18 protein-coding genes and 1 pseudogene are annotated in these 22,882 nt (G+C 63.8%); 8 read left to right on the forward strand and 11 right to left on the reverse strand.

The genetic code is table 11. The annotated features are described in order from the left end of the window. Window positions 1–4 precede the first annotated feature (4 nt). The 7 genes from PQT43_RS19895 to pcaQ all read right to left on the reverse strand — a co-directional run bounded on the left by PQT43_RS19895 (window position 5) and on the right by pcaQ (window position 6,487). Window positions 5–883: a DMT family transporter gene (locus tag PQT43_RS19895; RefSeq protein ID WP_110596223.1), complete on the reverse strand. Its 879-nt coding sequence runs from the start codon at window positions 881–883 to the stop codon at window positions 5–7. Between the two features lie 102 nt (window positions 884–985). Then, window positions 986–1,801, reverse strand: coding sequence for a sugar phosphate isomerase/epimerase family protein (locus PQT43_RS19900; RefSeq protein WP_102882297.1), 816 nt, complete (start codon window positions 1,799–1,801; stop codon window positions 986–988). Window positions 1,802–1,808: 7 nt separating this feature from the next. Continuing rightward, window positions 1,809–2,861, reverse strand: a complete 1,053-nt coding sequence (locus PQT43_RS19905) for a Gfo/Idh/MocA family protein (protein WP_267268951.1) — start codon at window positions 2,859–2,861, stop codon at window positions 1,809–1,811. A gap of 261 nt (window positions 2,862–3,122) precedes the next feature. Further along, the gene (locus PQT43_RS19910; RefSeq protein WP_110652060.1) at window positions 3,123–3,902 is read right to left on the reverse strand and encodes an IclR family transcriptional regulator; all 780 of its coding nucleotides are present in this window, start codon (window positions 3,900–3,902) and stop codon (window positions 3,123–3,125) included. 216 nt (window positions 3,903–4,118) lie between these two features. Beyond that, window positions 4,119–4,724 carry a protocatechuate 3,4-dioxygenase subunit alpha gene (pcaG, locus tag PQT43_RS19915; protein WP_102865394.1) on the reverse strand — a complete coding sequence of 202 codons (606 nt, stop codon included), beginning with the start codon at window positions 4,722–4,724 and terminating at the stop codon, window positions 4,119–4,121. Window positions 4,725–4,734: 10 nt separating this feature from the next. Then, on the reverse strand, window positions 4,735–5,454 hold the full coding sequence (gene pcaH, locus PQT43_RS19920; RefSeq protein WP_102882300.1) for a protocatechuate 3,4-dioxygenase subunit beta: 720 nt from the start codon (window positions 5,452–5,454) through the stop codon (window positions 4,735–4,737). A 103-nt stretch (window positions 5,455–5,557) separates the two neighbouring features. Continuing rightward, a complete protein-coding gene (gene pcaQ, locus PQT43_RS19925) occupies window positions 5,558–6,487 on the reverse strand; it encodes a pca operon transcription factor PcaQ (RefSeq protein WP_102882301.1) in 930 nt (309 codons plus the stop codon). Between the two features lie 140 nt (window positions 6,488–6,627). Between pcaQ and ypfJ the strand changes: the two genes are divergently transcribed. Both ypfJ and PQT43_RS19935 read left to right on the forward strand, forming a co-directional pair. Continuing rightward, a complete protein-coding gene (ypfJ, locus tag PQT43_RS19930; protein ID WP_110596228.1) occupies window positions 6,628–7,521 on the forward strand; it encodes a KPN_02809 family neutral zinc metallopeptidase in 894 nt (297 codons plus the stop codon). Further along, window positions 7,522–8,493 carry a hypothetical protein gene (locus PQT43_RS19935; protein WP_102865390.1) on the forward strand — a complete coding sequence of 324 codons (972 nt, stop codon included), beginning with the start codon at window positions 7,522–7,524 and terminating at the stop codon, window positions 8,491–8,493. It abuts the gene before it with no gap. An 86-nt stretch (window positions 8,494–8,579) separates the two neighbouring features. Here PQT43_RS19935 and PQT43_RS19940 read toward each other — a convergent pair whose 3' ends face one another. The 3 genes from PQT43_RS19940 to PQT43_RS19950 all read right to left on the reverse strand — a co-directional run bounded on the left by PQT43_RS19940 (window position 8,580) and on the right by PQT43_RS19950 (window position 10,712). Beyond that, window positions 8,580–9,173, reverse strand: coding sequence for an HAD family hydrolase (locus tag PQT43_RS19940; RefSeq protein ID WP_102865389.1), 594 nt, complete (start codon window positions 9,171–9,173; stop codon window positions 8,580–8,582). After that, window positions 9,170–10,039, reverse strand: coding sequence for an acyl-CoA thioesterase II (tesB, locus tag PQT43_RS19945; RefSeq protein ID WP_102865388.1), 870 nt, complete (start codon window positions 10,037–10,039; stop codon window positions 9,170–9,172). The genes PQT43_RS19940 and tesB overlap by 4 nt, the downstream gene beginning before the upstream one ends. 103 nt (window positions 10,040–10,142) lie before the next feature. Next, the gene (locus tag PQT43_RS19950) at window positions 10,143–10,712 is read right to left on the reverse strand and encodes a GNAT family N-acetyltransferase (protein WP_102882303.1); all 570 of its coding nucleotides are present in this window, start codon (window positions 10,710–10,712) and stop codon (window positions 10,143–10,145) included. A 75-nt stretch (window positions 10,713–10,787) separates the two neighbouring features. Here PQT43_RS19950 and PQT43_RS19955 point away from each other — a divergent pair, with 75 nt between their 5' ends. The 4 genes and pseudogenes from PQT43_RS19955 to PQT43_RS19970 all read left to right on the forward strand — a co-directional run bounded on the left by PQT43_RS19955 (window position 10,788) and on the right by PQT43_RS19970 (window position 15,102). Beyond that, entirely contained in the window at window positions 10,788–11,708 is a 921-nt protein-coding gene (locus tag PQT43_RS19955) for a histone deacetylase family protein (RefSeq protein ID WP_102882304.1), read from the forward strand. Between the two features lie 300 nt (window positions 11,709–12,008). Then, window positions 12,009–12,464: pseudogene (locus PQT43_RS19960) on the forward strand (transposase); the annotation flags it as partial. Window positions 12,465–12,670: 206 nt separating this feature from the next. Then, window positions 12,671–13,690, forward strand: a complete 1,020-nt coding sequence (galE, locus tag PQT43_RS19965; protein ID WP_272754470.1) for a UDP-glucose 4-epimerase GalE — start codon at window positions 12,671–12,673, stop codon at window positions 13,688–13,690. A gap of 179 nt (window positions 13,691–13,869) precedes the next feature. After that, on the forward strand, window positions 13,870–15,102 hold the full coding sequence (locus PQT43_RS19970; RefSeq protein ID WP_272754471.1) for a TIGR03862 family flavoprotein: 1,233 nt from the start codon (window positions 13,870–13,872) through the stop codon (window positions 15,100–15,102). A 78-nt stretch (window positions 15,103–15,180) separates the two neighbouring features. Here the strand turns inward: PQT43_RS19970 and PQT43_RS19975 are convergent, their stop codons facing one another. Then, window positions 15,181–16,515 (reverse strand): DEAD/DEAH box helicase, encoded by a 1,335-nt coding sequence (locus PQT43_RS19975; protein ID WP_272754472.1) that lies wholly within the window; start codon window positions 16,513–16,515, stop codon window positions 15,181–15,183. Between the two features lie 276 nt (window positions 16,516–16,791). On the opposite strand from PQT43_RS19975, the gene PQT43_RS19980 reads away from it, so the two are divergent. Both PQT43_RS19980 and PQT43_RS19985 read left to right on the forward strand, forming a co-directional pair. Beyond that, window positions 16,792–19,224: a discoidin domain-containing protein gene (locus tag PQT43_RS19980; RefSeq protein WP_272754473.1), complete on the forward strand. Its 2,433-nt coding sequence runs from the start codon at window positions 16,792–16,794 to the stop codon at window positions 19,222–19,224. A 323-nt stretch (window positions 19,225–19,547) separates the two neighbouring features. Further along, a complete protein-coding gene (locus PQT43_RS19985) occupies window positions 19,548–22,757 on the forward strand; it encodes a discoidin domain-containing protein (RefSeq protein ID WP_272754474.1) in 3,210 nt (1,069 codons plus the stop codon). Window positions 22,758–22,882: the final 125 nt, after the last annotated feature.

Raw genomic sequence — 22,882 nt, forward strand, 5'->3', positions numbered from 1 at the left:
CGTCTCAGCGGCGGCGTTGCTGCCAGGCCGCCGCCAGCCCGCTGAGGCAGATCACGGCGATGCCCACTTGGGTAATCGCATCCGGTGTGTGGTTGAACAGCAGCCAGCCCAGCAGCCCGGCAAAGACAATCTGGCAATAGCCGAACGGCGCCAGCAGCGCCGGCGCCGCGTGACGAAAGGCCTGGGTCAGAAACAGATGGGCACTCATGCCGCAAGCCCCCAGCGCCAGCATCAACAGGCCATGAACCAAGCCCGGGGTCTGCCAGAAGAACGGCACCAGCGCACTCATCACCAGGGTGTTGCACAGCCCGGCGAAGAAGTTGCTGGTGGTGGGGCTGTCATGCTCGGCCAGCTTGCGGGTCAGCAACTGATAGAAGCAGAAGAACAGCGCCGAGCAGAACGGCAGCAACACCGCCGGCGTGAACAGCTCGCCCCCCGGATGCACGATGATCAGCACCCCGATGAAACCGCAGATCACCGCCAGCCATTGGCCGCGGGTCACCTGTTCGCCGAGCAAGGGCACCGACAACGCGGTGACCAGCACCGGGGCGAGAAAGTTGACCGCCGTGGCCTCGGCCAGGGGAATGAACAGCAGTGCCGAGGTGAACAGCAAACTGGTGCTCAGCAGGCACAAGGCCCGCAGCAATTGCAGCAATGGTCGCTTGCTACGCAGCACCCGCAGGCCCGATTGCGGCAGGAAGATCCCGGCCATCAGCAAGGTATGGATCAGGTAACGGGCCCAGACCACCATGATCACCGGGAAAAACCCCGAGAGGTATTTGGACAGGGCATCGTGGCTGGCGAACAGAAAGGTCGCCAGGACGATCAGCAGGATGCCCTTGAAGGGGTGATTGGTCCCGGAGAGGGGCGTGCTGCGGGTCATGGGCATTCCTTGAAGGTGATTGAAGACACAGCTTCGCCAGCAAGCCGGCTCCTAGCGGGTATTTGTAGGAGCCGGCTTGCCGGCGAAAGCCCTCCCGCCGTCTCAGGTCCTGGCCAGCAGCGCGCGGGTTGCATCCAGCGCCATCTGTGCCCGCTGCAAGGCACTCACGCCCTGTTCGAGCAATTGCACCGTGGGAATTTCCAGACTCAGGGGCAACTCCGGCGGCAGACACTTGAGCAACCCCGCCAGATCACAATCGCCCTCCCCTGGAAAGCGCCGCTCGTTACGGGCCTGACGCAGGATCTCCTGCATATCGTCCGGCCGTGGCCCGGCAACGTCGCACAACTGTGCATAACGTAGGCGCGCCGGATCAACCTTGGCCAGGTCCTCCAGGCGCGAACCCGAACGGTCGAAATGGAAGGCGTCCACCAGCACGCAGCCATTGTCACGGCCGGCGTTTTCCACCACCCGCAGCGCCTGTTCCAGGTTGCGTGCATCGGTCCAGGGCATGAATTCCAGATGGGGATGCAGCCCGTACTGCCGCGCCAGATCGCACAAGGCGGCGAAGTTGTCGGTCATGCGCGCCTCATCGGGATCATTGCCCGCCACCAGCAACTCGCTGGCGGCAAACTCGGCGCCCACCGCCAGCACCGCCTCGAAGTCGCGGACCCGGGTCTGTGGCTTGAGCCGCAGGATCTCCACATCCAGCACCCGCACGCCGGTATCACGCAGGCGCGCCAGGGTCTGGCGCCGCAAGCCGGCATCGGCCACCAGCGGGAAGTGATGTTCCTCCGGGGTTGCCGGCACCAGCCGCAGGCCCACATGGCTGTAGCCGGCACGGGCCGCCACGTCCACCATCTCTGGCGGCGACAGCTCCAGCACGGTCAGGCTGGCCAGGGAAAAAATCCGCTCACTCATCAGTCGTTCACTCAATAGGGGTGGGGGTGCAGGCGCGGCCCGTGGCGGCGGCCTGGCGAATGGCTTCAATCAGCGCCAGGGTGCGCGCGGCATCGGCGGCGCTGACCAGGGGCGCGACTTCGCCCCGGGCGACCTTGACGAAATGCTGCAGTTGCAAGCGCAACGCCTCATCCGGCACGAAGCTTTCCTGCTGCATCAACAAGGGCTGGTGCCAACCGGCGCCCGCCTCGGCGTAGTGCCAGCGCTTGAGCTGAGGAATGCTCAAGGCCCCCTGAGTGCCGGCCAGCAGGTAGCAAGGCTGATCGGCCTGGCGCGGGTACACCGGGTTCTCCCCGGAATCCAGCTCCCAGCTCCAGGGCGCGGCCACCGCGTCGGAACCGGTGAGGCTGCCCAGGGCGCCATTGTCGAACTGCAGCAGCACCGCGGCGCAATCTTCATTGGCGTAACCACGCACGTGATTGCTGGTGATGGCCTGCACCTGTTGCACTTCGCCGCACAGGTGGCGCAACAGATCGAGGTCGTGGATCAGGTTGGTCAGCAACATGCCGGCGCCGGGCTCACGGCGCCAGGGGATGTCGAAGTAGCTCTCGGGCTTTTGCAACTGCCAGAGTGCAGTGACCGTGGTTAGCCGGCCCAGAGCGCCGCTGTGCACCAGTTCATGGGCACGGGCGATCAACGGGTTGTGTCGTCGATGGTGCCCCACCAGCACCGGCACGCCAGTGTTGCGCGATGCCGCCACCAGCTCGCGCACTTCATCCAGGTGCACGCCCACCGGTTTTTCCAGCAGCACCGGCACGCCTGCGGCCAGGCAATCCAGGGCCGTGCTGACGTGGAGGTTATTGGGGTTGGCGACGATCACCGCATCCGGGCGCACGTCCTTGAGCAAGGTCCGGTGATCGCTGTAATGCGGCACCTGCCATTGCCCGGCGATGGCTTGCGCCTGGGGCCCGGGATCGGCCACGGCGCACAGTCGGGCATCGGCCAGGGTCTTGAGGTGCTGATAGTGCTGCTGCCCCATATTGCCGACGCCGATCAGGGCAATGCGCAGTGGCGGATTCAATGGAAGATCCTCTTGTGATTGTTATAGGGACAATGAATTCCAAATATTTAGAACTCAGTTCCATTTTCATACAAGAGGGATAAAAAATACCGTCCGATTATCGAACGGCTTTGTGCCGAGGCGAAGTCTGTGTAGCCGCTGCCGCAGGCTGCGAACGGCTGTGCAACAGACGCGGCGATATCAAAGCCACCACCCGCCCGACGGTAGATCGACAAGCAAGGCCCTGCGGGCCTTTGCGCAGCCTCGCAGGCTCGGCAGCGGCTACAGGTTGAACAGTTCGGAAGCCTGGCTGGCGGCCGACAGCTCTTCGGCAAATCGCAGCAGCAACGGCGCCATTTCATGCAGCCGCGCCAACGGTAGGCGCGCGCTGGGACCGGCGATGCTGAGCACGCCCACCACCCGGCCATCGATGGGATGGCGCACCACCGCGGCAATCGCCGAGGTGCCGACCGCCGAGCTTTCTTCGACCCAGGCATAGCCCTGCTCGCGGGCCAGGCGCAGGCGCTCCAGCAACTCGATGTTCGAGCGCGGTGCATTGGGCCCCAGGTCCGCCGGGGGCTCCACACCCTGGCGTTCCACCAGCGACAACGCCTCGGCGTCACTCAGCGTGGCCAGCCAGGCATGCCCGGAAGCGGTGTAGAACAGCGGCGCCTCGCGGCCCATGTCCGGGTCGTAACGCAGCCCGGAACGGGCGCCCTGGGATTTGGCGATCCAGGTCTGGCGCTCGCCCTCGATCACTCCCAGGCGCACCAGCTCGCCGGACTCCTGGGCCAGACGATCGAGCACCGGCTGGACAATGTCGGCGCCGCTGACCGAAAGGTAGCGAAAGCCCATGGCCACCAGCCGGGTGGACAGCTGGTAACGCAGGTTGTCCGGGTTCTGGCGCACGTAGCCCAGGCGAATCAACTCCGCCAGCAGGCGATGGGTTGCACTTTTGGGGATCTCCAGTTGTTCCGCCAGGGTCTGCAACGGCAGGCCGCGGGGATCACCGGTAAGACGTTCGAGAACGCTGAAGACGCGTTCGATTTGACTGCCAGCCATGGTCGGGTCCCGACAAAATTTGGCCGATTCTAGTGACAACGGGCCGGTTGGGGAACTGCGCGGCAGGGTTCGATGACCGCCCAGAAGCGACGAGGCCGGACCTTGGGGCCCGGCACAACGTCTTGTGCGCAGATTAGCCGAGCCCGGCTATTTTTTGGAACAACCTTCCATAAACCAGTCAGGACCGAAGCTTGCCATCCGTGGCGGGACGCGGGGTCAAAAATCGAAGAACACCGTCTCGCCCTCACCCTGAATGCGGATATCGAAGCGGTAGGCGCGCTGGCCGTTCACTTCACAGGGGTGAGCCAGCAGGGTTTCCCGACGTTGCGGCTGCTCGATCAGGTTCAACACCGGGCACTGGGCGTTAGCCTCCGGCTCGTCGGCAAAGTACAACCGGGTATGCAGGTGGATGTTGATCCCCCGGGCAAACAGCGACAGGTTGATGTGCGGCGCCATCGGCACGCCGGCGGCGTTGTTCACCACCCCGGGCTTGACGGTATGGAGGGTCCATTCCCCGGCATCGAAGGTGGTGGCGGTGCGGCCAAAGCAGTTGAAGGGCTTTTCCGTGTCGAACACCGGGTCGTAGACCCCGGCAGAATCGGCCTGCCAGAACTCCAGGAAGGAGTCGCGCACCAGGTGGCCGTTGCCGTCGTACACATGGCCAATCAGCAGAATCCGCTCGCCCGGCGCATCAGGCTTGGCCATCTGGTTCCAGATTTCCTCGGGACGGGTCGGATTTCCCGCCGCCGCCAGGGCCAGGCCGATGTGCACGTAGGGGCCGGCCGTTTGCGAGGGGGTTTCAGGCAGCAGTTGAACAGGCATGGCAGGCTCCTCAGCAGTTTTCGAAGTGGGTCTTGCGCTGGCCGCGCAGCACGATATCGAAGCGGTAGGCCAGGCAATCCATGGGGTTGGCGTTGCCCATGTCCAGGCGCGCGATCAGGCTCTGCACCGCGTCCGGGTTGGCGATGGACTTGACGATCGGGCACAGCGGGATCAACGGGTCGCCTTCGAAATACAGCTGGGTGATCAGCCGCGTGGCAATCGACGGGCCGCTGATGGAGAAGTGGATATGCGCCGGGCGCCAGTCGTTGGGACCGTTGCGCCAGGGGTAAGGCCCGGGCTTGATGGTGCGGAAGCTGTAGTAGCCGTCACGGTCGGTGAGGGCTCGGCCGACGCCGCCGAAGTTCGGATCGAGGGGCGCCAGGTAGCGGTCGTTCTTGTGCCGGTAACGGCCACCGGCGTTGGCCTGCCACATTTCCACCAGGGTGTGGGGGATCGGCTTGCCATATTGATCGCAGACCCGCCCGGAAACGATGATCCGCTCGCCCACTGGCAAGCCGCCGTGGTTGAAGTTGAGCAGCAGGTCGTTATCGAAACGCCCGGTGCGCAAGTGGGAGAAGTCCGGGCCGCTGGTTTCGCTGGCCGATTGCGGAATGCTCACCAGTGCCTGGCGCGGCGAGCGGGCGACGGAGGTCTTGTAGTCGGGGGTCAGGGCCTTGGGGTGCCAATTACGGTCGCGAATCACGAAGCGACTGCTGTCTGCATCAGACATGTCGATCTCCTGTTGTTTGATTTATGGAGCGCAGCCGGCGCAGTTTCAAACAAACCAGGAGCGGGGAAAATTGAAAAGCCGCCCACCATCCATAACCAAAAGGTTATGGATAACTGCCCTCGTGATAGGCCCGCCCCACTTCCCTGAGCACATCCACCGCCCATTGCGCCGCCAGGGACAGCGGCAGGCTGGCATTGCTGGAGATACCCACCGAACCGCCGGGCTCGCGCAGGCCCAGATCCAGCTCCTGCAACTCGCCATTGGCCAGGTCCAGGCGCACTGCATCCAGCGGCGCTATCCACAGTGCATCGCTGGACAGGGTGTAGCGCCGGCTCAGGGCCACCGACAGGGTTTCCAGGCGTTGTTGCGACTGGGCGATACCGCACTGAATGAACAGGCTGTCGGCGTGCTTGCGAATGCTGGTGCCAGCCAGGGGCAGTACCAGCGGATAGGCGCTGAGCGCGTCGCGATCCAGGGGCCCGGTCGCCAGGGGATGCTCGGGGCGGGCCACCAGGGTCATGGATTCGCTGTACAGGTGCTCGAAGCTCAGGCCGTGGATCTCCGGACTCTCGGTCATGCGGCCGACCACCAGATCCAGATCACCGACTCGCAGTTGCGAAAGCAGATGGGCGCTGGGGCCGGTCAGCACACTCACGGTCAACGCCGAATGCCGCTGGTGCAGGCGCCGCATCACCTCCGGCAGCAGCAGGCTTTCCACCGTGGACAACACGCCGATACGCACCAGCCCGGCAGCGTATTCGCCGCCGCGCAAACTGCTGACGCCTTCGCGCAGGGCCTGCACCGAAGGCCCGGCATAGCGCAGGAAGGCTCGCCCGGCTTCGGTCAGGCTGAGCCCGGCCTTGCTCCTGGCAAACAGCCGAGTGTCCAGCAGCTCCTCCAGTTCCTTGAGGGTTTTCGACATTGCCGGCTGGCTCACCGACAGCACGTCGGCGGCCCGCGCCAGGCTGCCTTGGCGGGCCATTTCAAGAAAACACACCAAGTGACGGAATTTGATGCGGGTATCGATGTTCAATAGGGAGCCCCGAATGCGCCAGGAGCGGAGAGATCCGCAATCGGGCCATGGTAGCGTGCGCAAAAATCCCTGACGACCGGACTGGCGCCGCTTCATGCCAGCAGCAACACTGACCAGCAGAAAAAAACGAGGACTCCCCCATGCTTTGGAAAAAAGGCCGGCGCAGCGACAACGTCGTGGATGCGCGAAATGACAGCGGTGGCGGCGGTGGTGGCGGCCTGCGTTTTGGCGGTGGCAAGGGGCTGAGCCTGACGGCGATCATCCTGATCGTCGGTATCGGCTGGGCCACCGGCCAGGACCCGCTGCAGATCCTCGGTCAACTGGTGGGCCAGAGCGGCCAGACCTCGGCCCCGGCCACCACCCAGGCGCGCAAGAGCCCACCGGCCAATGACGAGCAGGCGGAGTTCGTCCGCGCCATCCTCGGCGACACCGAAGACACCTGGGGCCAGATCTTCCAGCAGGCCGGCCGCCAGTATCAGGCGCCCAAGCTGATTCTGTTCCGTGGCCGGGTCAACTCCGCCTGCGGCTCCGCCACCTCTGCCAGCGGCCCCTTCTATTGCCCTGCCGATCAGCAGGTGTACCTGGACATGGACTTCTTCCGCGAGATGGCCCAGCGCTTTTCCGCTGCCGGCGACTTCGCCCAGGCCTACGTGATTGCCCATGAAGTCGGGCACCACGTACAGACCCTGCTGGGGGTCTCGGCAAAAATGCAGGCCGCACGCCAGCAAGGCCGGCAAATGGAAGGTGACGGCGGTCTACTGGTGCGCCAGGAATTGCAGGCCGACTGTCTGGCTGGGGTCTGGGCCTACCATGGGCAGAAGCGCCTGAACTGGCTGGAGCCCGGGGATGTGGAAGAAGCCCTGAACGCTGCCAATGCCATCGGTGACGACCGACTGCAGCAACAAGGCCAGGGCCGGGTCGTACCGGATTCCTTCACCCACGGCACCTCGGCGCAACGGGTGCGCTGGTTCAAGACCGGCTTCAGCCAGGGCCAGGTTGGCCAGTGCGATACCTTCGCCGCCAAGAGCCTGTAGATGGGCCGACTGCTGGCGGCATTACTGTGCCTGGGCTGCCTGGGTGCCCAGGCCGCGGAACACACAGTCAAGGTCGTCAGCCCCGAACGCCTGCCCCTGGAGGGCGGGCAACTGGCCCTGGGCCTGAGCCAGGACTGGCGCCAGCCACTGCCCGGGGTGCAGCGCGCGCTGATCATGGTTCATGGTCGGCTGCGCAACGCCCAGACTTACCTGAAGAGCGGCGAAAGTGCTTCACGACAAGCAGGGCAAAGCGCCGCAACCCTGGTGATCGCCCCCCAGTTTCTCAACCAGAGTGACATCGCCCGCCATCAGCTACCGGACGCGCTACTGCGCTGGAAAGGTAATGACTGGATGGCCGGCGAACCTGCTGCCGGCCCCGTGGCCATCAGCTCCTACGCGGTACTGGATGCCGTCCTCCAGCGTCTGCAGGACCGCCAGTTCTTTCCTGCACTCAAGGAAGTGGTGATTGCCGGCCACTCCGGCGGCGCCCAGGTGGTGCAGCGCTATGCCCTGACCACAGGGCAACATGCCGAGTTGAAGCAGTCCGGAATCGAACTGCGCTACGTGATCGCCAATCCGTCGTCCTACGCCTACTTCGATGCAACGCGCCCGGTGGCTTTCGAGCCGGCCAGTTGCCCGGGGTTCAACGACTGGAAATATGGCCTGAACCGGCTCCCGGCCTATGCCAGCGCCCCATCCCCGGCGCAGCTCGAACAAGGCTACGTCACACGCCACATCACCTACCTGCTGGGCCAGCAGGACATCGACCCCAACCACCCGGCCCTGGACAAGAGCTGCGCGGCCGAGACCCAGGGCGCCTACCGGCTGATTCGCGGGCACAACTACTTCGACTACCTGATGCGGCGTCACCCGCAAGGCTTGCCACAACGGCTGGTGGAAGTGCCCGGGGTCGGGCATGACGGCGACAAGATGTTCACCTCCCCCGCAGGGCAGGCGGCGCTGTTCAAGTAGAGAAAGGCGCTGTCTGAAATGACGCTTTCGCCGGCAAGGCGGTTCCTACAGGACGGGTAAGAACCGACTTACCAGCGAACAGGCCCTCAGGCCGACAGCAGTTCGCGCAACTGCGCGCAATCCCGGGCATGCCAGTCGGTCAGCTCCGGCCAGGGGTTGTCCGGCAGGTTCACCAGCACCGTGCGCGTCCCCGCTGCCCGTCCACAGTCCAGGTCGAAGCGGTAGTCACCGACCATGACCATGCGCTGCGGCGCCACATCCCAAGCCTCGGCCAGTTTCAGCAAACCACCGGGATGGGGTTTGGGCGGGGCCTCGTCGCGCCCCAGCACATCAGCTTCGGCAAAGCAGTCCGCCAGGCCGATGGCTTCCAGGGTCACGTGGGCCAGCTCCCGGGCATTGCGGGTGAGGATGCCCAGGCGATAACCGCGTCCGGCCAGCTCCCGCACCAGTTCCACCGCACCCGGCGCCGGGCGCGAACCCAGTGCCAGGTCGCGCTCGTGCTCCAGCAGCCAGGCGTGCTTGGCCGCAGACTCCTCTGCCGGCAAGGCCGCCAGGTGAGTGAGGATGTCGTCCTCCGGAGGAATCGACAGCGCCTGGCGGATCGCCGCGAAATCATGCACGGCGATGGTCAGGGTGCCGTCCATGTCGAACACCCAATGTTCTATGTCTGAAAGACTCATGCCCAATCCTTGCGATGACGGATCAACCCTTCCTGAGTCACCGAGGCTACCAGTTGACCGGCACGGTTGAACACGCTGCCCCGGGAGAAGCCCCGGGAGTTACCGGCCCAAGGGCTGTCCATGGCGTACAGCAGCCAGTCGTCGGCCCGCAGGTCGGCGTGGAACCACAAGGCGTGATCGAGGCTGGCGACCTGCATGTCCTTCTGCCACACCGACTTGCCATGAGGCAGCATCGAGGTGGTCAGCAGGCCGAAGTCCGACGCGTAGGCCAGCAGGTACTTGTGCAGCGCCGGGATGTCCGCCAGAGCACCGTCGGCGCGGAACCAGACGTACTTCACAGGATCCATCGGCTGCGGATTGTAGGGGTCCTTCTCGGTCACCGGGCGCACTTCGATGGGCTTGGGGCACAGCAGCTTCTCGCGCATGTGCTCGGGAATCAGGTGCGCGCGCTGGGTGGTGATTTCCAGCTCCGACGGCAGGTTCTCCGGCCCGACCACCTGGGGCATGCTGTTCTGGTGCTCGAAGCCTTCTTCGTCGTACTGGAAGGAAGCACTGCAGGTGAAGATCGGGTTGCCCTTCTGGATCGCCGTCACCCGCCGGGTGCTGAAGCTGCCGCCGTCGCGCACCCGATCCACCTGATAGACCACCGGCAAGGCGGCGTCGCCGGGACGCAGGAAATAGCCGTGCATGGAATGCACGTGACGTGCTTCCTCTACCGTCTGACTGGCCGCGGACAACGACTGGCCGAGCACCTGGCCGCCAAACAGCTGGCGAAAACCCAGGTCCTGGCTGCGACCGCGAAACAGGTTTTCTTCAATGGCTTCCAGGGTCAACAGATCGACCAGATCATCCAGCACATGACTCATTCAGACTCTCCTCACACAGGGCAACACCGCGCAATCTCGGCTGCGGCGGTGATATCAATTGGGGCCAGGTATCTCGTCGGCACATTCTAAACGTGCGCGCCTGCTATCCATGCAAGGTTTCCAGCCATTGTTCGCGGGTAATGCGGTACAGCACATGCTCGCGCAACGGATGATCGTCGGCGAGTTTCGGGTGTTCGAAATCCTCCTGGGCCGCGTGATGCATGCCAATGGCCTGCATGACTTTCTGCGACGGCAGGTTATTGCGGGTGGTGAAGGCCACGACTTCGTCCAGGGCCAGTCGATCGAAAGCGCAACGCAAGGCAGTCCAGGCCGCTTCGCTGGCATACCCCAGGCCCCAGTGTTCCCGGGCCAGGCGCCAGCCGATCTCCACCGCAGGGGTAAAGGGCGCTTCGAAGCCCACCTCCAGCAGCCCGGTAAAGCCGATAAAGGCACCGTTATCCTTACGTTCAAGCGCCCAGAGGCCAAAGCCATGTTCGGCGAAATGCCCGCGTATGCGCCCGATCAGCGCGGCACTTTCCAGACGACTCAGGGGCGCGGGAAAGTAGCGCATGACCTGCGGATCGGCACACATCGCGGCAAATGCCGGCAAATCATCGTCACGCCACTGGCGCAGCAGCAGACGCGCGCTTTCGAGTTGCAGTATTGGCTCCATCAGGCCCCTCCGTTTCCGTGGGTGCAAGTCTACATCGCTGGTAGGATCCTTCACGGGTTCCTCTAAGAAAATGCCATGTCATTGCCACTGATCTATCACGACGACTACAGCCCCGAGTTCCCGGCGGAGCACCGCTTTCCCATGGACAAGTTCCGCCTGCTGCGCGACCACCTGGTGGACAGTGGCCTGACCCACGATGCCGATCTGCTGCGCCCCGAGCTGTGCCCGGCCGACATCCTCGCCCTGGCCCACGACCCTGGCTATATCGAACGCTACATGAGCGGCGAGTTGTCCCGGGAAGACCAGCGGCGCCTCGGCCTGCCCTGGAGCGAAGCCCTGGCCCGGCGCACGGTGCGCGCTGTCGGCGGCTCCCTGCTGACGGCCGAAAAGGCGCTGCAACATGGCCTGGCCTGCCACCTGGCCGGCGGTACCCACCACGCCCACTACGACTACCCGGCGGGGTTCTGCATCTTCAACGACCTGGCGGTGATCAGCCATTACCTGCTGCAAAGCGGGCGAGTGGGACGGGTGCTGATCTTCGACTGCGACGTGCATCAGGGCGATGGCACCGCTCGGATCCTGCAACATACCCCCGACGCGGTGACCGTCTCGTTGCACTGTGAAAAGAACTTCCCCGCACGCAAGGCCCAGAGCGACTGGGATATCCCGCTGCCCATGGGCATGGGCGACGCCGACTACCTCAAGGTGGTGGACGACGCTCTCAACTACCTGCTGCCCCTGTATCAGCCGGATCTGGTGCTCTACGACGCCGGGGTCGACGTGCACCAGGACGATGCCCTGGGCTACCTCAAGCTCACCGATGCCGGCCTGGCCGAGCGTGACGAGCGAGTCATGCGCCACTGCCTGGGCCGCGACATCCCGGTGGTCGGCGTGATCGGCGGCGGCTACAGCAAGGACCGCCAGGCCCTGGCCCGACGCCACGGCATCCTCCATCACAGCGCACAACGCGTCTGGGAGTCGTCAGGCTGCTACTGAGCCCTTGCGGCCTTACCCACATCCACTGTGGAGCCGCTTGTGGATAACCTGGGAGAAAGCCTCTACAGCCCTTGCTCTACGGGGCCTCAAGGCAATCGCCTGTTTTTTGATCAATGTCACCAGACGGTCATGTTGTTGTGGATCGCTTACCCCCAATACCTGTGGAGCTGCCTGTGGATAACCTGAGTGAAAGGCGCTAGATCCCTTGCTCTGCAAGGCTTGCAGAGCAGTGTCTGTTTTTTGATCAGGGTAGCGACACACCTCCCTGGCGTTTTTCGACGCCCACACTCGTTGCCAGATAACGGTTTGCTCGATAAGCCAGGTGGGGCCGTAAACCTTTTCTGCCCCTCGAAGCTGTGCGTCGCGTCCTTGAGCCAGTCACTCAACCACGCATCGGTAAAGCTCGATGGAGCTGCCGAAGCATGATGCAGTCCCACGATTATGTGCGTCATGGCACCGCCACGCTGTTCACGGCCTGAACTAACTACAGGGGCATTTGATTAGGAATATTGAATATCAACATCGGCATCAACAGTGGCTGGAAGTTGCTCAAGAAGATCAATCGAGAAATACCCAAGCATCTACAACTGCATTTGATGACCGACAACTACACCCCCCACAAGCATCCCAATATGAAAGCGTCGCTGGAAAAACATAAACACTTCCAAATGCATTTCCCCCCCGACGTTCAGCTCTTGGATGAACATGGTCGAGCGCTTTTTCCGTTACATAACCGTGTACTTGTGTGAGGGGACCACGTTTGCGAGTGATCAAAAGCAAGATCCTGCGATCTGACAAGCGCACTGGACATCGGGCTTGACGCGAGCAAATTTTATTATGTTGTCCGAATGAAAGCGTTAAAAACCTATTGGCAGTGCTGTATCATTTTTCAAAATCCACCATCAGATCCAGATAATACTGCGGCCGGACTGTCAGCACTCACTTGAAACAGGCTCATAACTATGCGGTTCTTAATAACTGGCGGTGCAGGGTATATTGGTTCACACACATTGCTGGAATTGCTTCAAGCAGGCCACGAGGCGGTGGTTCTGGATAACCTGTGCAATAGTTCCATGCTCTCGCTACAGCGCGTGCAACAAATTACCGGTCGCACCCCTGTATTTGTTCAAGGTGATGTTTGCGACCGCGCCATCCTTGACCGTATTTTTACCCAGCACGAGATTGATGTGGTACTGCACTTCGCTGGCCTGAAAGCCGTCGGTGAGAGCGTAAAGCAACCCTTGTCCTACTATCAGAACAACGTGAGTGGCAGCATCACCTTGTGCCAGGCCATGGCCACCGCAGGCGTCTACCGCCTGGTGTTCAGTTCCTCCGCCACAGTGTACGGCGACCCGGTGCAGATACCGATTGTCGAGAGCTGCCCGCTGGGAACACCTACCAACCCCTATGGCACCTCCAAGTTAATGGTAGAAAAGATGCTGCAGGATATGGCAGCAGCCGATCCACGCTGGTCAGTTGCCCTGCTGCGCTACTTCAATCCGGTGGGCGCACATCAGAGTGGACTTCTGGGCGAGGACCCCAACGGCCTGCCGGAAAATCTACTGCCCTACATAAGCCGTGTCGCAGTGGGAAAACTCGAAAGACTTTCCATCTATGGCAACGACTATCCGACCCCCGATGGCACCGGTGTTCGGGACTACATTCATGTAGTTGATCTTGCCAAAGGGCACGTAGCAGCCGTGAACTACATTTCCCAGCACACCGGTATAAATGCCTGGAACCTCGGGACTGGGGTGGGTTACTCAGTACTGGAGATGATCCAAGCCTTCGAGGACGCCTCTGGCTGCAGCATTCCCCACACTTTCTCCCCACGCCGCCAAGGCGACATTGCGCAATGCTGGTCAGACCCGTCCAAGGCACTTAAGGATCTGGGCTGGAGGGCGGAGCTAGGGTTGAAGGAGATGATGGAGGATACGTGGCGTTGGCAGTCGAATAACCCAGATGGATACCGGTCGTCTTAAATGAAGACTGCACTGGCCGGCGCGACTGTTTCATGCGTTTACGGGGTTCGTGCAGATTTAATCAAGGACTTGGTTACTGCCGGTCATGACGTTGTACCAATGGCCGGCAACTCATCCAGCAGGTGCTGTTCCCGAGCATTGCTTACAATAACCACCCCTCCCATTTTCTAGGCTTTTTGATGTCCCCCTCCCCTACTTCCCACGTCGCGATCATCGGCGGCGGCCCTGCCGGTCTGATGGCTGCCGAGGTACTGAGCCAGGCCGGCGTTCGGGTCGATCTGTACGACGGCATGCCATCGGTGGGCCGCAAGTTCCTCCTGGCCGGGGTCGGTGGCATGAACATCACCCACTCCGAAGCCTACCCGGCCTTCCTCTCGCGCTATGCCGAGCGAGCCCCGCACATCGCCCCGCTGCTGCGCGAGTTCGGCGCCGAGGCCTTGTGCCAATGGATTCACGGCCTGGGTATCGACACCTTCGTCGGCAGCTCGGGACGGGTGTTCCCCACCGACATGAAAGCCGCGCCGCTGCTGCGCGCCTGGCTCAAGCGCCTGCGCGACGCCGGGGTGGTTATCCACACCCGGCACCGCTGGCTGGGCTGGAATGCCGACGGCAGCCTGCGCATCCAATACCCCGAAGGCGAGCGCGCGGTAGAGGCCGATGCAACCCTGCTGGCACTGGGCGGTGGCAGTTGGTCGCGCCTGGGTTCCGATGGAGCGTGGCTGCCCCTGCTGCAACAGCGCGGAGTGCAGGTAGCCCCCTTGCAACCAAGCAATTGCGGGTTCGAGGTCAATGCCTGGAGCGAGTTGCTGCGCAGCAAATTCGCCGGGGCGCCGCTGAAGAACGTGGCCATCGGCCTCAATGACGACATCCCCCGGCTGGGGGAATGCGTGATCACTGCCAGCGGCATCGAAGGCAGTCTGATCTATGCCCTGTCGGCGCCGATCCGCGACAGCATCCACCAACACGGGCAAGCCACCATTCATATCGACCTGCTGCCGGGCAAGCCTCGGGACAAGGTCCAGGCCGCCCTGGCCAAGCCGCGTGGCTCGCGCTCCATGGCCAAGCACCTGCAGAGTCAGTTGGGGATCGAGGGGGTGAAAGCGGGGTTGCTGCGTGAGCTGACGGGCGCCGACACCTTCAACGATCCGGCGCGCCTGGCGGCGGCGATCAAGGCTCTGCCCTTGACGCTGGTGAAGACCCGCCCATTGGACGAGGCCATTAGCAGCGCCGGCGGCGTCGCCTTCGAAGCGCTGGATGAACGACTGATGCTGGAGCAACTACCCGGGGTGTTCTGCGCCGGGGAAATGCTCGACTGGGAAGCCCCCACCGGCGGTTATCTGCTGACCGCCTGCTTTGCCAGCGGCCGTCGGGCCGGGCTGGGAATGCTGGAGTGGCTGCAACACCGGCCATAAATAGCTTCGCCGGCCAGCCGGCTCCTACGGGGGATTGTAGGAGCCGACTGGCCGGCGAAGAGGTCAGCACAATTCAGATCAAGGCTTGCGCTTGCGTGGCCCGGTGTTGAACGCCGGGACCTTGCGTACCGGTTTCACCGCTGGCGCTTCGGCCACTTCACCACTGTCCACCCACTTGCCCAGGTTGCGCTTGCCGCCACCGCCGGAAGTTTTCGGTTTCTTGGGCTTCTTCGGTTTTTTCACCACCTGGCCACTGGCGTCGGTTTCCGGCACCCGGTGCTCGGGCTCGAAGTCCTGCTCTTCATGGCGCTTCAAAGTCTGGCGAGTGAGCATCTCGATCGCCGACAGCAGGTTGACTTCGTCGGCACACACAAGGGAGATTGCCTCACCGGTGGAGCCGGCACGGCCGGTACGACCGATGCGGTGGATGTAGTCCTCAGCGACGATCGGCAAGTCGAAGTTGACCACCAGCGGCAGGTCTTCGATGTCCAGGCCACGGGCCGCCACGTCGGTGGCCACCAGGATCTGGATCTCGCTGGCCTTGAACCGGTCCAGGGCGCGCTGGCGCGTGGCCTGGGGCTTGTCGCCATGGATGCCGTCGGCGTTCACGCCCTGGCCCTGAAGCTTTTCCACCAGCGCATCCACGCCGTTGCGGGTCTTGGCGAACACCAGCACCTGCTTCCAGCGGTTCTTGCGCAGCAGGTGGCTGAACAGTTCCGGCTTGCGCTTCTTGTCCACCGGCACCACCCATTGCTTGACCGTGTTGGCGGCCACGTTGCGCGGGCTGACCTCGATGCTCAGCGGGTCGCTGAGCATCTGCCCGGCCAGTTGGCGGATGGCGTCGGAGAACGTGGCGGAGAACAGCAGGGTCTGGCGCTTCTTCGGCAGCGCGGCATAGATGCTCTTGAGCTCCTCGGAGAAGCCCAGATCCAGCATGCGGTCGGCCTCATCCAGCACCAGGGTCTGCAACTGGCTGAACTTCACCGCGTTCTGGCGGAACAGGTCCAGCAGACGCCCCGGGGTCGCCACCAGCAGATCGATACCTTTGCGCAGCTTCATCATCTGCGGGTTGATGCTGACCCCGCCGTACACCGCGTAGGTGCGCAGCGGCAGGTGCTCGGCGTACTGACGCACGCTTTCGTGGACCTGTTCGGCCAGCTCGCGGGTCGGCACCAGGATCAGCGCGCGCACCGAGTTGCTGTCGACCTTCGGCCCTTCCATGGTCAGCAACTGCAGCAGCGGCAAGGCAAAACCGGCAGTCTTGCCGGTGCCGGTCTGGGCCGCCGCCATCAGGTCACGACCGCCCAGCACCGCCGGAATGGCTTGCGCCTGCACCGGGGTCGGGGTCTGGTAGCCGAGGGTTTCGAGGGCGCGCAGCAGAGGTTCGATCAGGCCAAGAGTGGCGAATGTCATGGGGGGGGTACCGTAGGAAAAAGTCAGCACTGAAGAGGCAATGGGCGGCAGTTTACCGCAATTTTAAGCGCTTGCTTTCCCTACCGCCGCTTGGCATCCCCGCGCATCCGCTGCTTCGTACATGACCGAAAAGGCCTGGCGGACATGTACAAGCAACAGGTCGATTCATAAGATTCACCGCGCCGGCAAACCTCCCAAACTCACCTCATCAGCGCCCGTCATCTAACGATTCCCAAAACTGGTTTCGCGCTGCGCTGTGCTTGCCCTGGAGTGGTTATGCCCCACCGCCGACTGCCTTACCTTTCCCTGGCCGATGCCATCCGCGCCGCTAGCCTGGGTGCGGTCCTGCTCATGCCCTTGGCCAACCCGGCCCTGGCCGACGAGACATCACCCGCCACACCTGCCGTTGCCAGCGCCGCTGTAATCAGCGGCCCGTTCATCGACATCCAGGCCTTGAACCCCGATCCCAGGCTGCGCAACGCGCCCGCCGCCAGTACCGAGCGCCTGACCCAGGCCACCGGACTAAGTATCGGCGCCCTGCGCCTGGAGCAGGACGATCGCTTCAAGGACATCAAGGTCCTGGTGGGCCGGGCCCAGGGCCCCGCTCGCCTGGCATTGGGTGAAAGCAACGTCGTCGTCACTGCCCGCAGCGATGGCAGCTTCATTGCCCTGCTGCCCAATGCCACCATTCGCGGCGACGCCAATGGTCAGCAGACGCTGATCCCCGCCGAAACCAGGCACTCCCATGCGCCCGGCAACATCGACTATGTGCAGTCCGAGCAAGCCCAGGAGCCCAACCTGCTGCAGACCCGCAACGGCCAGCGCAGCTTTCAGGTCGACCGCAACGCCCAGGGCGAAACCGTCATCGACCTGCTGGCCGGCTTCTCCCAGGCCGCCGCCGACTACATCGGCGACCACGAAGCCTACGCCCTGGCCCAGGTCGCCTCGGTCAACCATGCCTTGCGCCAGTCACAGATCGAAGGGGTACGCCTGCGCCTGGTGGGCACCCAGGTCATTGCCGAGGATCACCCGATCACCTCCGGCACCGACGGAACCATGCGCAAGGTCAGCACCCTGTTCGCCGAAGGCATGCGGCAATACAGCCCCGATCTGGTGACTGGGTTCTTTGTCGGCACCCCGGGGGTCGACACCATGCTCGGCTGGGGCAATGTCAATGGCCGTTACTCGATCAACAACATCAAGTCGCCCACCACCTTTCGCCACGAGGTGGGACACAACATCGGCGGCGGTCATTGCTCGGACGGCAGCAGCGACCGTTTCGGCTACCACAACGGCCGGGTGGGCACGATCCTGTGTGGCAACCACGTGGGCTACTACTCCAACCCTGATGTCAGGGACAACCTGGGCGTGCCCCTGGGCCAACTGGGCACCGCCAACATGGCTCGCCTGTGGCGTGAAGGCGCCCAGCGCATGTCCGCCTACAGCCCGGCGGTGATCCCCATGGACCACGAACAGGTCACACCGCTGCTGAGCAAGTCCATCGACCTGAAACAGAACGTCATCCACTACGAGGCCCTGGATATTCCCGAGGGCACCGAGCGCCTGGCGTTGTCGATCAACCACGGCCCGCGCCATGAACGAGCGGGCAAGGTGCAACTGCTGCTCAAGCACGGCGCCCGCCCCACCGCCAGCGACTATGACTACCGCTCCCTGGAAAACCATGGCGTCGCCCTGGGAGTGAGCCATCCCAAGCCCGGACGCTGGTACGTCGGGGTACGAGCCGAGAAGAACAAGAGCGCCAGCGACCAGTTGCTTGAAGGCCATGTCTTCACCAAGACCCAGGAAACCAGCCAGGCTCGCTACCTGCGTTTTGTCGCCACGTCGTCGATCAACGGCAGCAAAGTCGCCAGCATCGCCGAACTGCTGCTGGCCGACGCCAAGGGCAAGCCGCTGCCGAGAAACGGCTGGCGCGTCCACTCGGTCAACGGCAAGACCTCCGGCATCGACAACAGCCTGTGGTTCGTCGATGGCAGACCAAACTCGTACTGGAGTTCGGGCAGTGCCAGCTATCCCCACGAGATCATCATCGACCTCGGAGCAGAGCGGGGCTTCTCTTCCTTGAATTACCTGCCGCGGCAAAACAACGATACCGCCGGCAACATCAAGGGCTACGAAGTGTATGGCGGTGACAGCCCGACCAGCGCCTGGGCGCTGCTGGCCAAAGGCGAGTTCAGTGCCGACAACGAGGTCAAATCCGTTGCCCTCAAACCAGTCGAGGCCAGCCTGCCACCTGTCGCCGTGATCAGCGGTCGCAGCCAGGCCAACGCCGGTGAACGGGTGCTGCTGGATGCCTCGGGTTCCAGCGACCCGCAAGGCAAAGCCTTGAGCTTTGCCTGGCAAGTCACGCCGGCACTGGACTTCAGCCATGACGGCGCAAGCGTCAGCTTCAACGCCCCGCAGCTCAAGCAGGACACCCGCTACCGCTTCACCCTGAGCGTGGACAACGGCCAGAAAACCGCGACCGCCGAGCACAGCATCACGGTCCTCGCCCCCCCACCGCAAACGGCGCCTGGCTGCACAGCTGCCTGGACGCGCAGCACGGCCTACCTGGGCGGTCAGAAAGTCAGCCACAACGGGCGCTTCTTCCTCGCCCGCTGGTGGACCCAAGGCCAGGAGCCGGGCAACCCGGCGTTCACCGGGCCGGACTTCAGCGGCAAGGTCTGGAACGACCTCGGCCCCTGTCACTGACAGCCGCCGGGGGCTTCACGTCCCCGGCAACCAGCCCCCTTCCCCCAGCGCAGGCGGCGGCCCCGATGGCCGCTGCCTGCATGACCTCGCCCCCCTCTCTATGGCAGCGCACCCATGCCGTGGTGTGCCGGCCTGGACGCTCCGGCGATTGCGCCCGCTGCCTAGGACCGGTACGAAAAGCCCCCTGTTCGATGTACGCCCGCAGCGCCCCTGCCTATGATGCCCTCCGCCGGCAAAACTCCTTATCCACCTCCTCAGCGCGGACGCTTTAGCGGTCCTGTTCGCCAGGTTTCGCACCGCGCTGAGACTATCCAGGAATAGTTATGTCGAGCTTCAGATTGACCGCCTTGTCCCGCGCGACCCGCCTTTGGGGCGCCAGCCTGGGCGCTGCCCTGCTCTTGCCGCTTGGCGGCATGGCGCAGGCCGATGTCGTCCAGCACAGCCCCGATGCCGCTCTCGGCGCGACGGTGATCCAGGGTCACTTCATCAACCTGCAGTTGCCCGGCGCCAGGGCGATGCCATTCGGCGCCGCCGAAACCGGCACCGAACAGCTGCAACAGGTCACCGGGATGCGCATCCGCAGCCTGATCGCGCAACAGGACGATACCTTCAAGGACCTGCGGGTCATGACCGGCCAGTTGGAGGGACGCGCCCGTACCCTCAGCGCCCCCGGAGAGATGACCCTCGCCGCGCGCCCCGACGGCAGCTTCATCGCCCTGTTGCCGGACGCCAATGCCATCATTCGCGGCGACGCCAACGGCCAGCAGTCGATGATCCACTTCGACGCCGGAGCCGCCTTTGACCCGTCGAGCGTCGACTACATCGCCGATGACGGCAGCGAAACCCCAGCCCTGAAGGAGTCGCAGAGCGGCCTGCGCAGTTTCCAGGTCAACCGCAACGTCCAGGGCGAAACCGTGATCGACCTGCTGGCCGGGTTCTCCCAGGCCGCCGCCGACTATATCGGTGACCACGAAGCCTACGCCCTGGTCCAGGTGGCCTCGGTCAACCGCGCCTTGCAACAGTCCAAGGTCCAGGGCGTGCGCCTGCGCCTGGTGGGCACTCAGGTGGTGCCCCAGGATGCGGCCATCACCGGCACCAACCTGGGCCAGGTCAGCAAGGTCTTCGCCGAAGGCATGCGTCGCTACAGCCCCGACGTGGTGGCCAGTTTCGTCGTGGGCACCCCCGGCCAGGACACCGCCGTAGGGTGGGGCTACATCAACGGCCGCTACACCATCAACTCCATCAAGTCGGCCACCGTCTTCCGTCATGAGCTGGGCCACAACATCGGCGGCAACCACTGTTCCGATGGCAAGAGCTACCGCTTCGGCTACAACAACGGCCGGGTCGGCACCATCCTCTGCGGCAACCATGTGGGCTATTTCTCCAACCCGGACGTCAAGGACAGCCGGGGCGTGCCGCTGGGCAACGCGACAACCGCCAACATGGCCCGGGTCTGGCGGGAAAACGCGGCGCGGATGTCGGCTTATAGCCCTTCCGTGGTCCCGCTCGAACAGGAGCAAAGCACCTCGATCCTCAACCAGAAAGTCAGCCTGGCCAGCGGCCAGACGCGCTACTTCCCGGTGGATGTTCCCGAAGGCACCCGGCGCCTGGTATTCACCGTGGTGGACGGCGAACTCACCGAGAAGGCCGGCCAGATCCAGTTGCTGCTCAAGCGCGGCGCCCAGCCCAGCGGCTCAAGCTACGACTACCGCTCGACACGCAGCCACAACGTGTCCCTGGGGGTGAACGACCCGCAGCCGGGGCGCTGGTACCTGGCGATCAACACCGACAACCGGGCCACCCAGGATCAGGTGCTTGAAGGCCACGCCTACGGTCTGACCCAGGACACGGCCCAGGGCCGCTACCTGAAGTTCGTCGCCACCTCCGCGGTGGACGGCAAGGACAACGCCAGCGTCGCCGAACTGCTGCTGGTGGATGCCAAGGGCAAGGCCCTGCCCCGCGATAGCTGGAAGGTCATGTCCACCAGCAGCGCGGTGCCTGGCGCTGCGGTCGGCAACCACGCCATCGACGGCAACCCCAACTCGTACTGGAGCACGGCGGCGGGTGCGCGCTACCCCCATGAAATACTGATCGACCTGGGGGCCGACAGCCGCTTCTCGCAACTGCACTATCTGCCGCGCCAGGACGCCGGCCTGAGCGGCAACATCAAGGGTTATCAGGTCTATGGCAGCAACAGTGCAAACGGCGCCTGGACCCTGCTGGCCGACGGCGAATTCAGCGCCGACAACGACATCAAGGCCGCGTCCCTCAAGCCCGTGAATGCCGGTCAACCTCCGGTGGCGGTGATCAGCGGCAAGACCGAAGCCAATGCCGGGGACAAGATCGTCCTCGATGCCTCGGCCTCCAGCGATCCCCAGGGCAATGCCCTGAACTTCGCCTGGGAAGCCTCGCCGCGCCTGGACTTCGACTTCGACGGCGCGCGCATCAGCTTCACCGCGCCGGAACTGCAGAGCGACACCCGCTACCGTTTCACCCTGACCCTGAGCAACGGCAAGCAGAGCAGCACCCGAACCCACGAGGTGCTGATCAAGGGCAAGGCCGCCAATGCCAGCTGCAAACCAGAATGGACGCTCAGAGGCACTTACGTCGGCAATGATGTGGTGCAGTGGAAAGGTCGTCAGTACCAGGCTCGCTGGTGGACCTCCGGCGCCGAGCCGGGCCTGGCCAGCACCACCGGCCCGGACGGCGCCGGCAAGGTCTGGCGTGACCTGGGCCCGTGCCAGAGCGAGGGCGAGAAACCGGTCGAGCCACCGGTGGAAGAGGTCAAACCGCCGGTGGCGGTCATCGGCGGTGCAACCGAGGCCAAGGCTGGTGAAACGGTCTACCTCAATGCCACCGCCTCCAGTGATCCGGCAGGCCTGGCACTGAACTACAGCTGGAAAATCAGCCCCAGTGTCGACTTCCAAGCGGCAGGCACCCTGATGAAGTTCGTCGCCCCGAAGGCCGAGCAGGATGTCACCTACAACGTCAGCCTGACGGTGAACAACGGCAAGCACAGCGCCACCCGCACCCATCAGGTCAAGGTCCTGGCCGAGAAGCCGGCACCGGTCAAGCCGCCGCTGGCGAGCATCGCCGGGGCCAGTCAGGCCAAGGGCGGTGAAACAGTGACCCTGGACGCCGCCGGTTCCAGCGACCCGGCCGGTCTGGCGCTGAGCTACCAATGGACAGTGACGCCCAGCGTCGCCTTCCAGGTCTCGGGTTCGAAACTGACCTTTGTCGCGCCCAAGAACGACAAGGACATCAGCTACCGCTTCACCCTGAACCTGGGCAACGGCAGCCATACGGTCAGCCGTGACCATAGTGTGACCGTGCTGGCCGACATCGTGGAAACGCCGGCCGGTTGCCTGGGCGCCTGGAGCCGTCAAGGCACCTACCTGGCCAATGACAAGGTCAGCCACAACGGCCGCTACTACATCGCCCGCTGGTGGACCAAAGGCAACGAGCCGTCTGCTGCCACCGTCGGCGGTGAAGGCAGTGGCAAGGTCTGGCGCGACGCCGGCGCCTGTAACTGATGCCAGAGGCGTGACCGCTTGCTCCGCAATCCGGTCACCCTTTCCCGGCCACTTCAGGTAAAAGGGTGGACGGCGACTGCCATCAGTCGTCGTCCACCCTCTGCCGCTGAACGCCGTTGATTCCT

Source organism: Pseudomonas sp. BLCC-B112, assembly GCF_028550695.1.
Lineage (GTDB): Bacteria > Pseudomonadota > Gammaproteobacteria > Pseudomonadales > Pseudomonadaceae > Aquipseudomonas > Aquipseudomonas danubii.

Coding starts and splice junctions, on each gene's coding strand:
- PQT43_RS19895 (WP_110596223.1), bottom strand. CDS start 883: ATGACCCGCAGCACGCCCCTCTCCGGGACCAATCACCCCTTCAAGGGC.
- PQT43_RS19900 (WP_102882297.1), bottom strand. CDS start 1,801: ATGAGTGAGCGGATTTTTTCCCTGGCCAGCCTGACCGTGCTGGAGCTG.
- PQT43_RS19910 (WP_110652060.1), bottom strand. CDS start 3,902: ATGGCTGGCAGTCAAATCGAACGCGTCTTCAGCGTTCTCGAACGTCTT.
- pcaG (WP_102865394.1), bottom strand. CDS start 4,724: ATGCCTGTTCAACTGCTGCCTGAAACCCCCTCGCAAACGGCCGGCCCC.
- pcaH (WP_102882300.1), bottom strand. CDS start 5,454: ATGTCTGATGCAGACAGCAGTCGCTTCGTGATTCGCGACCGTAATTGG.
- ypfJ (WP_110596228.1), top strand. CDS start 6,628: ATGCTTTGGAAAAAAGGCCGGCGCAGCGACAACGTCGTGGATGCGCGA.
- PQT43_RS19935 (WP_102865390.1), top strand. CDS start 7,522: ATGGGCCGACTGCTGGCGGCATTACTGTGCCTGGGCTGCCTGGGTGCC.
- PQT43_RS19940 (WP_102865389.1), bottom strand. CDS start 9,173: ATGAGTCTTTCAGACATAGAACATTGGGTGTTCGACATGGACGGCACC.
- tesB (WP_102865388.1), bottom strand. CDS start 10,039: ATGAGTCATGTGCTGGATGATCTGGTCGATCTGTTGACCCTGGAAGCC.
- PQT43_RS19950 (WP_102882303.1), bottom strand. CDS start 10,712: ATGGAGCCAATACTGCAACTCGAAAGCGCGCGTCTGCTGCTGCGCCAG.
- PQT43_RS19955 (WP_102882304.1), top strand. CDS start 10,788: ATGTCATTGCCACTGATCTATCACGACGACTACAGCCCCGAGTTCCCG.
- galE (WP_272754470.1), top strand. CDS start 12,671: ATGCGGTTCTTAATAACTGGCGGTGCAGGGTATATTGGTTCACACACA.
- PQT43_RS19970 (WP_272754471.1), top strand. CDS start 13,870: ATGTCCCCCTCCCCTACTTCCCACGTCGCGATCATCGGCGGCGGCCCT.
- PQT43_RS19975 (WP_272754472.1), bottom strand. CDS start 16,515: ATGACATTCGCCACTCTTGGCCTGATCGAACCTCTGCTGCGCGCCCTC.
- PQT43_RS19980 (WP_272754473.1), top strand. CDS start 16,792: ATGCCCCACCGCCGACTGCCTTACCTTTCCCTGGCCGATGCCATCCGC.
- PQT43_RS19985 (WP_272754474.1), top strand. CDS start 19,548: ATGTCGAGCTTCAGATTGACCGCCTTGTCCCGCGCGACCCGCCTTTGG.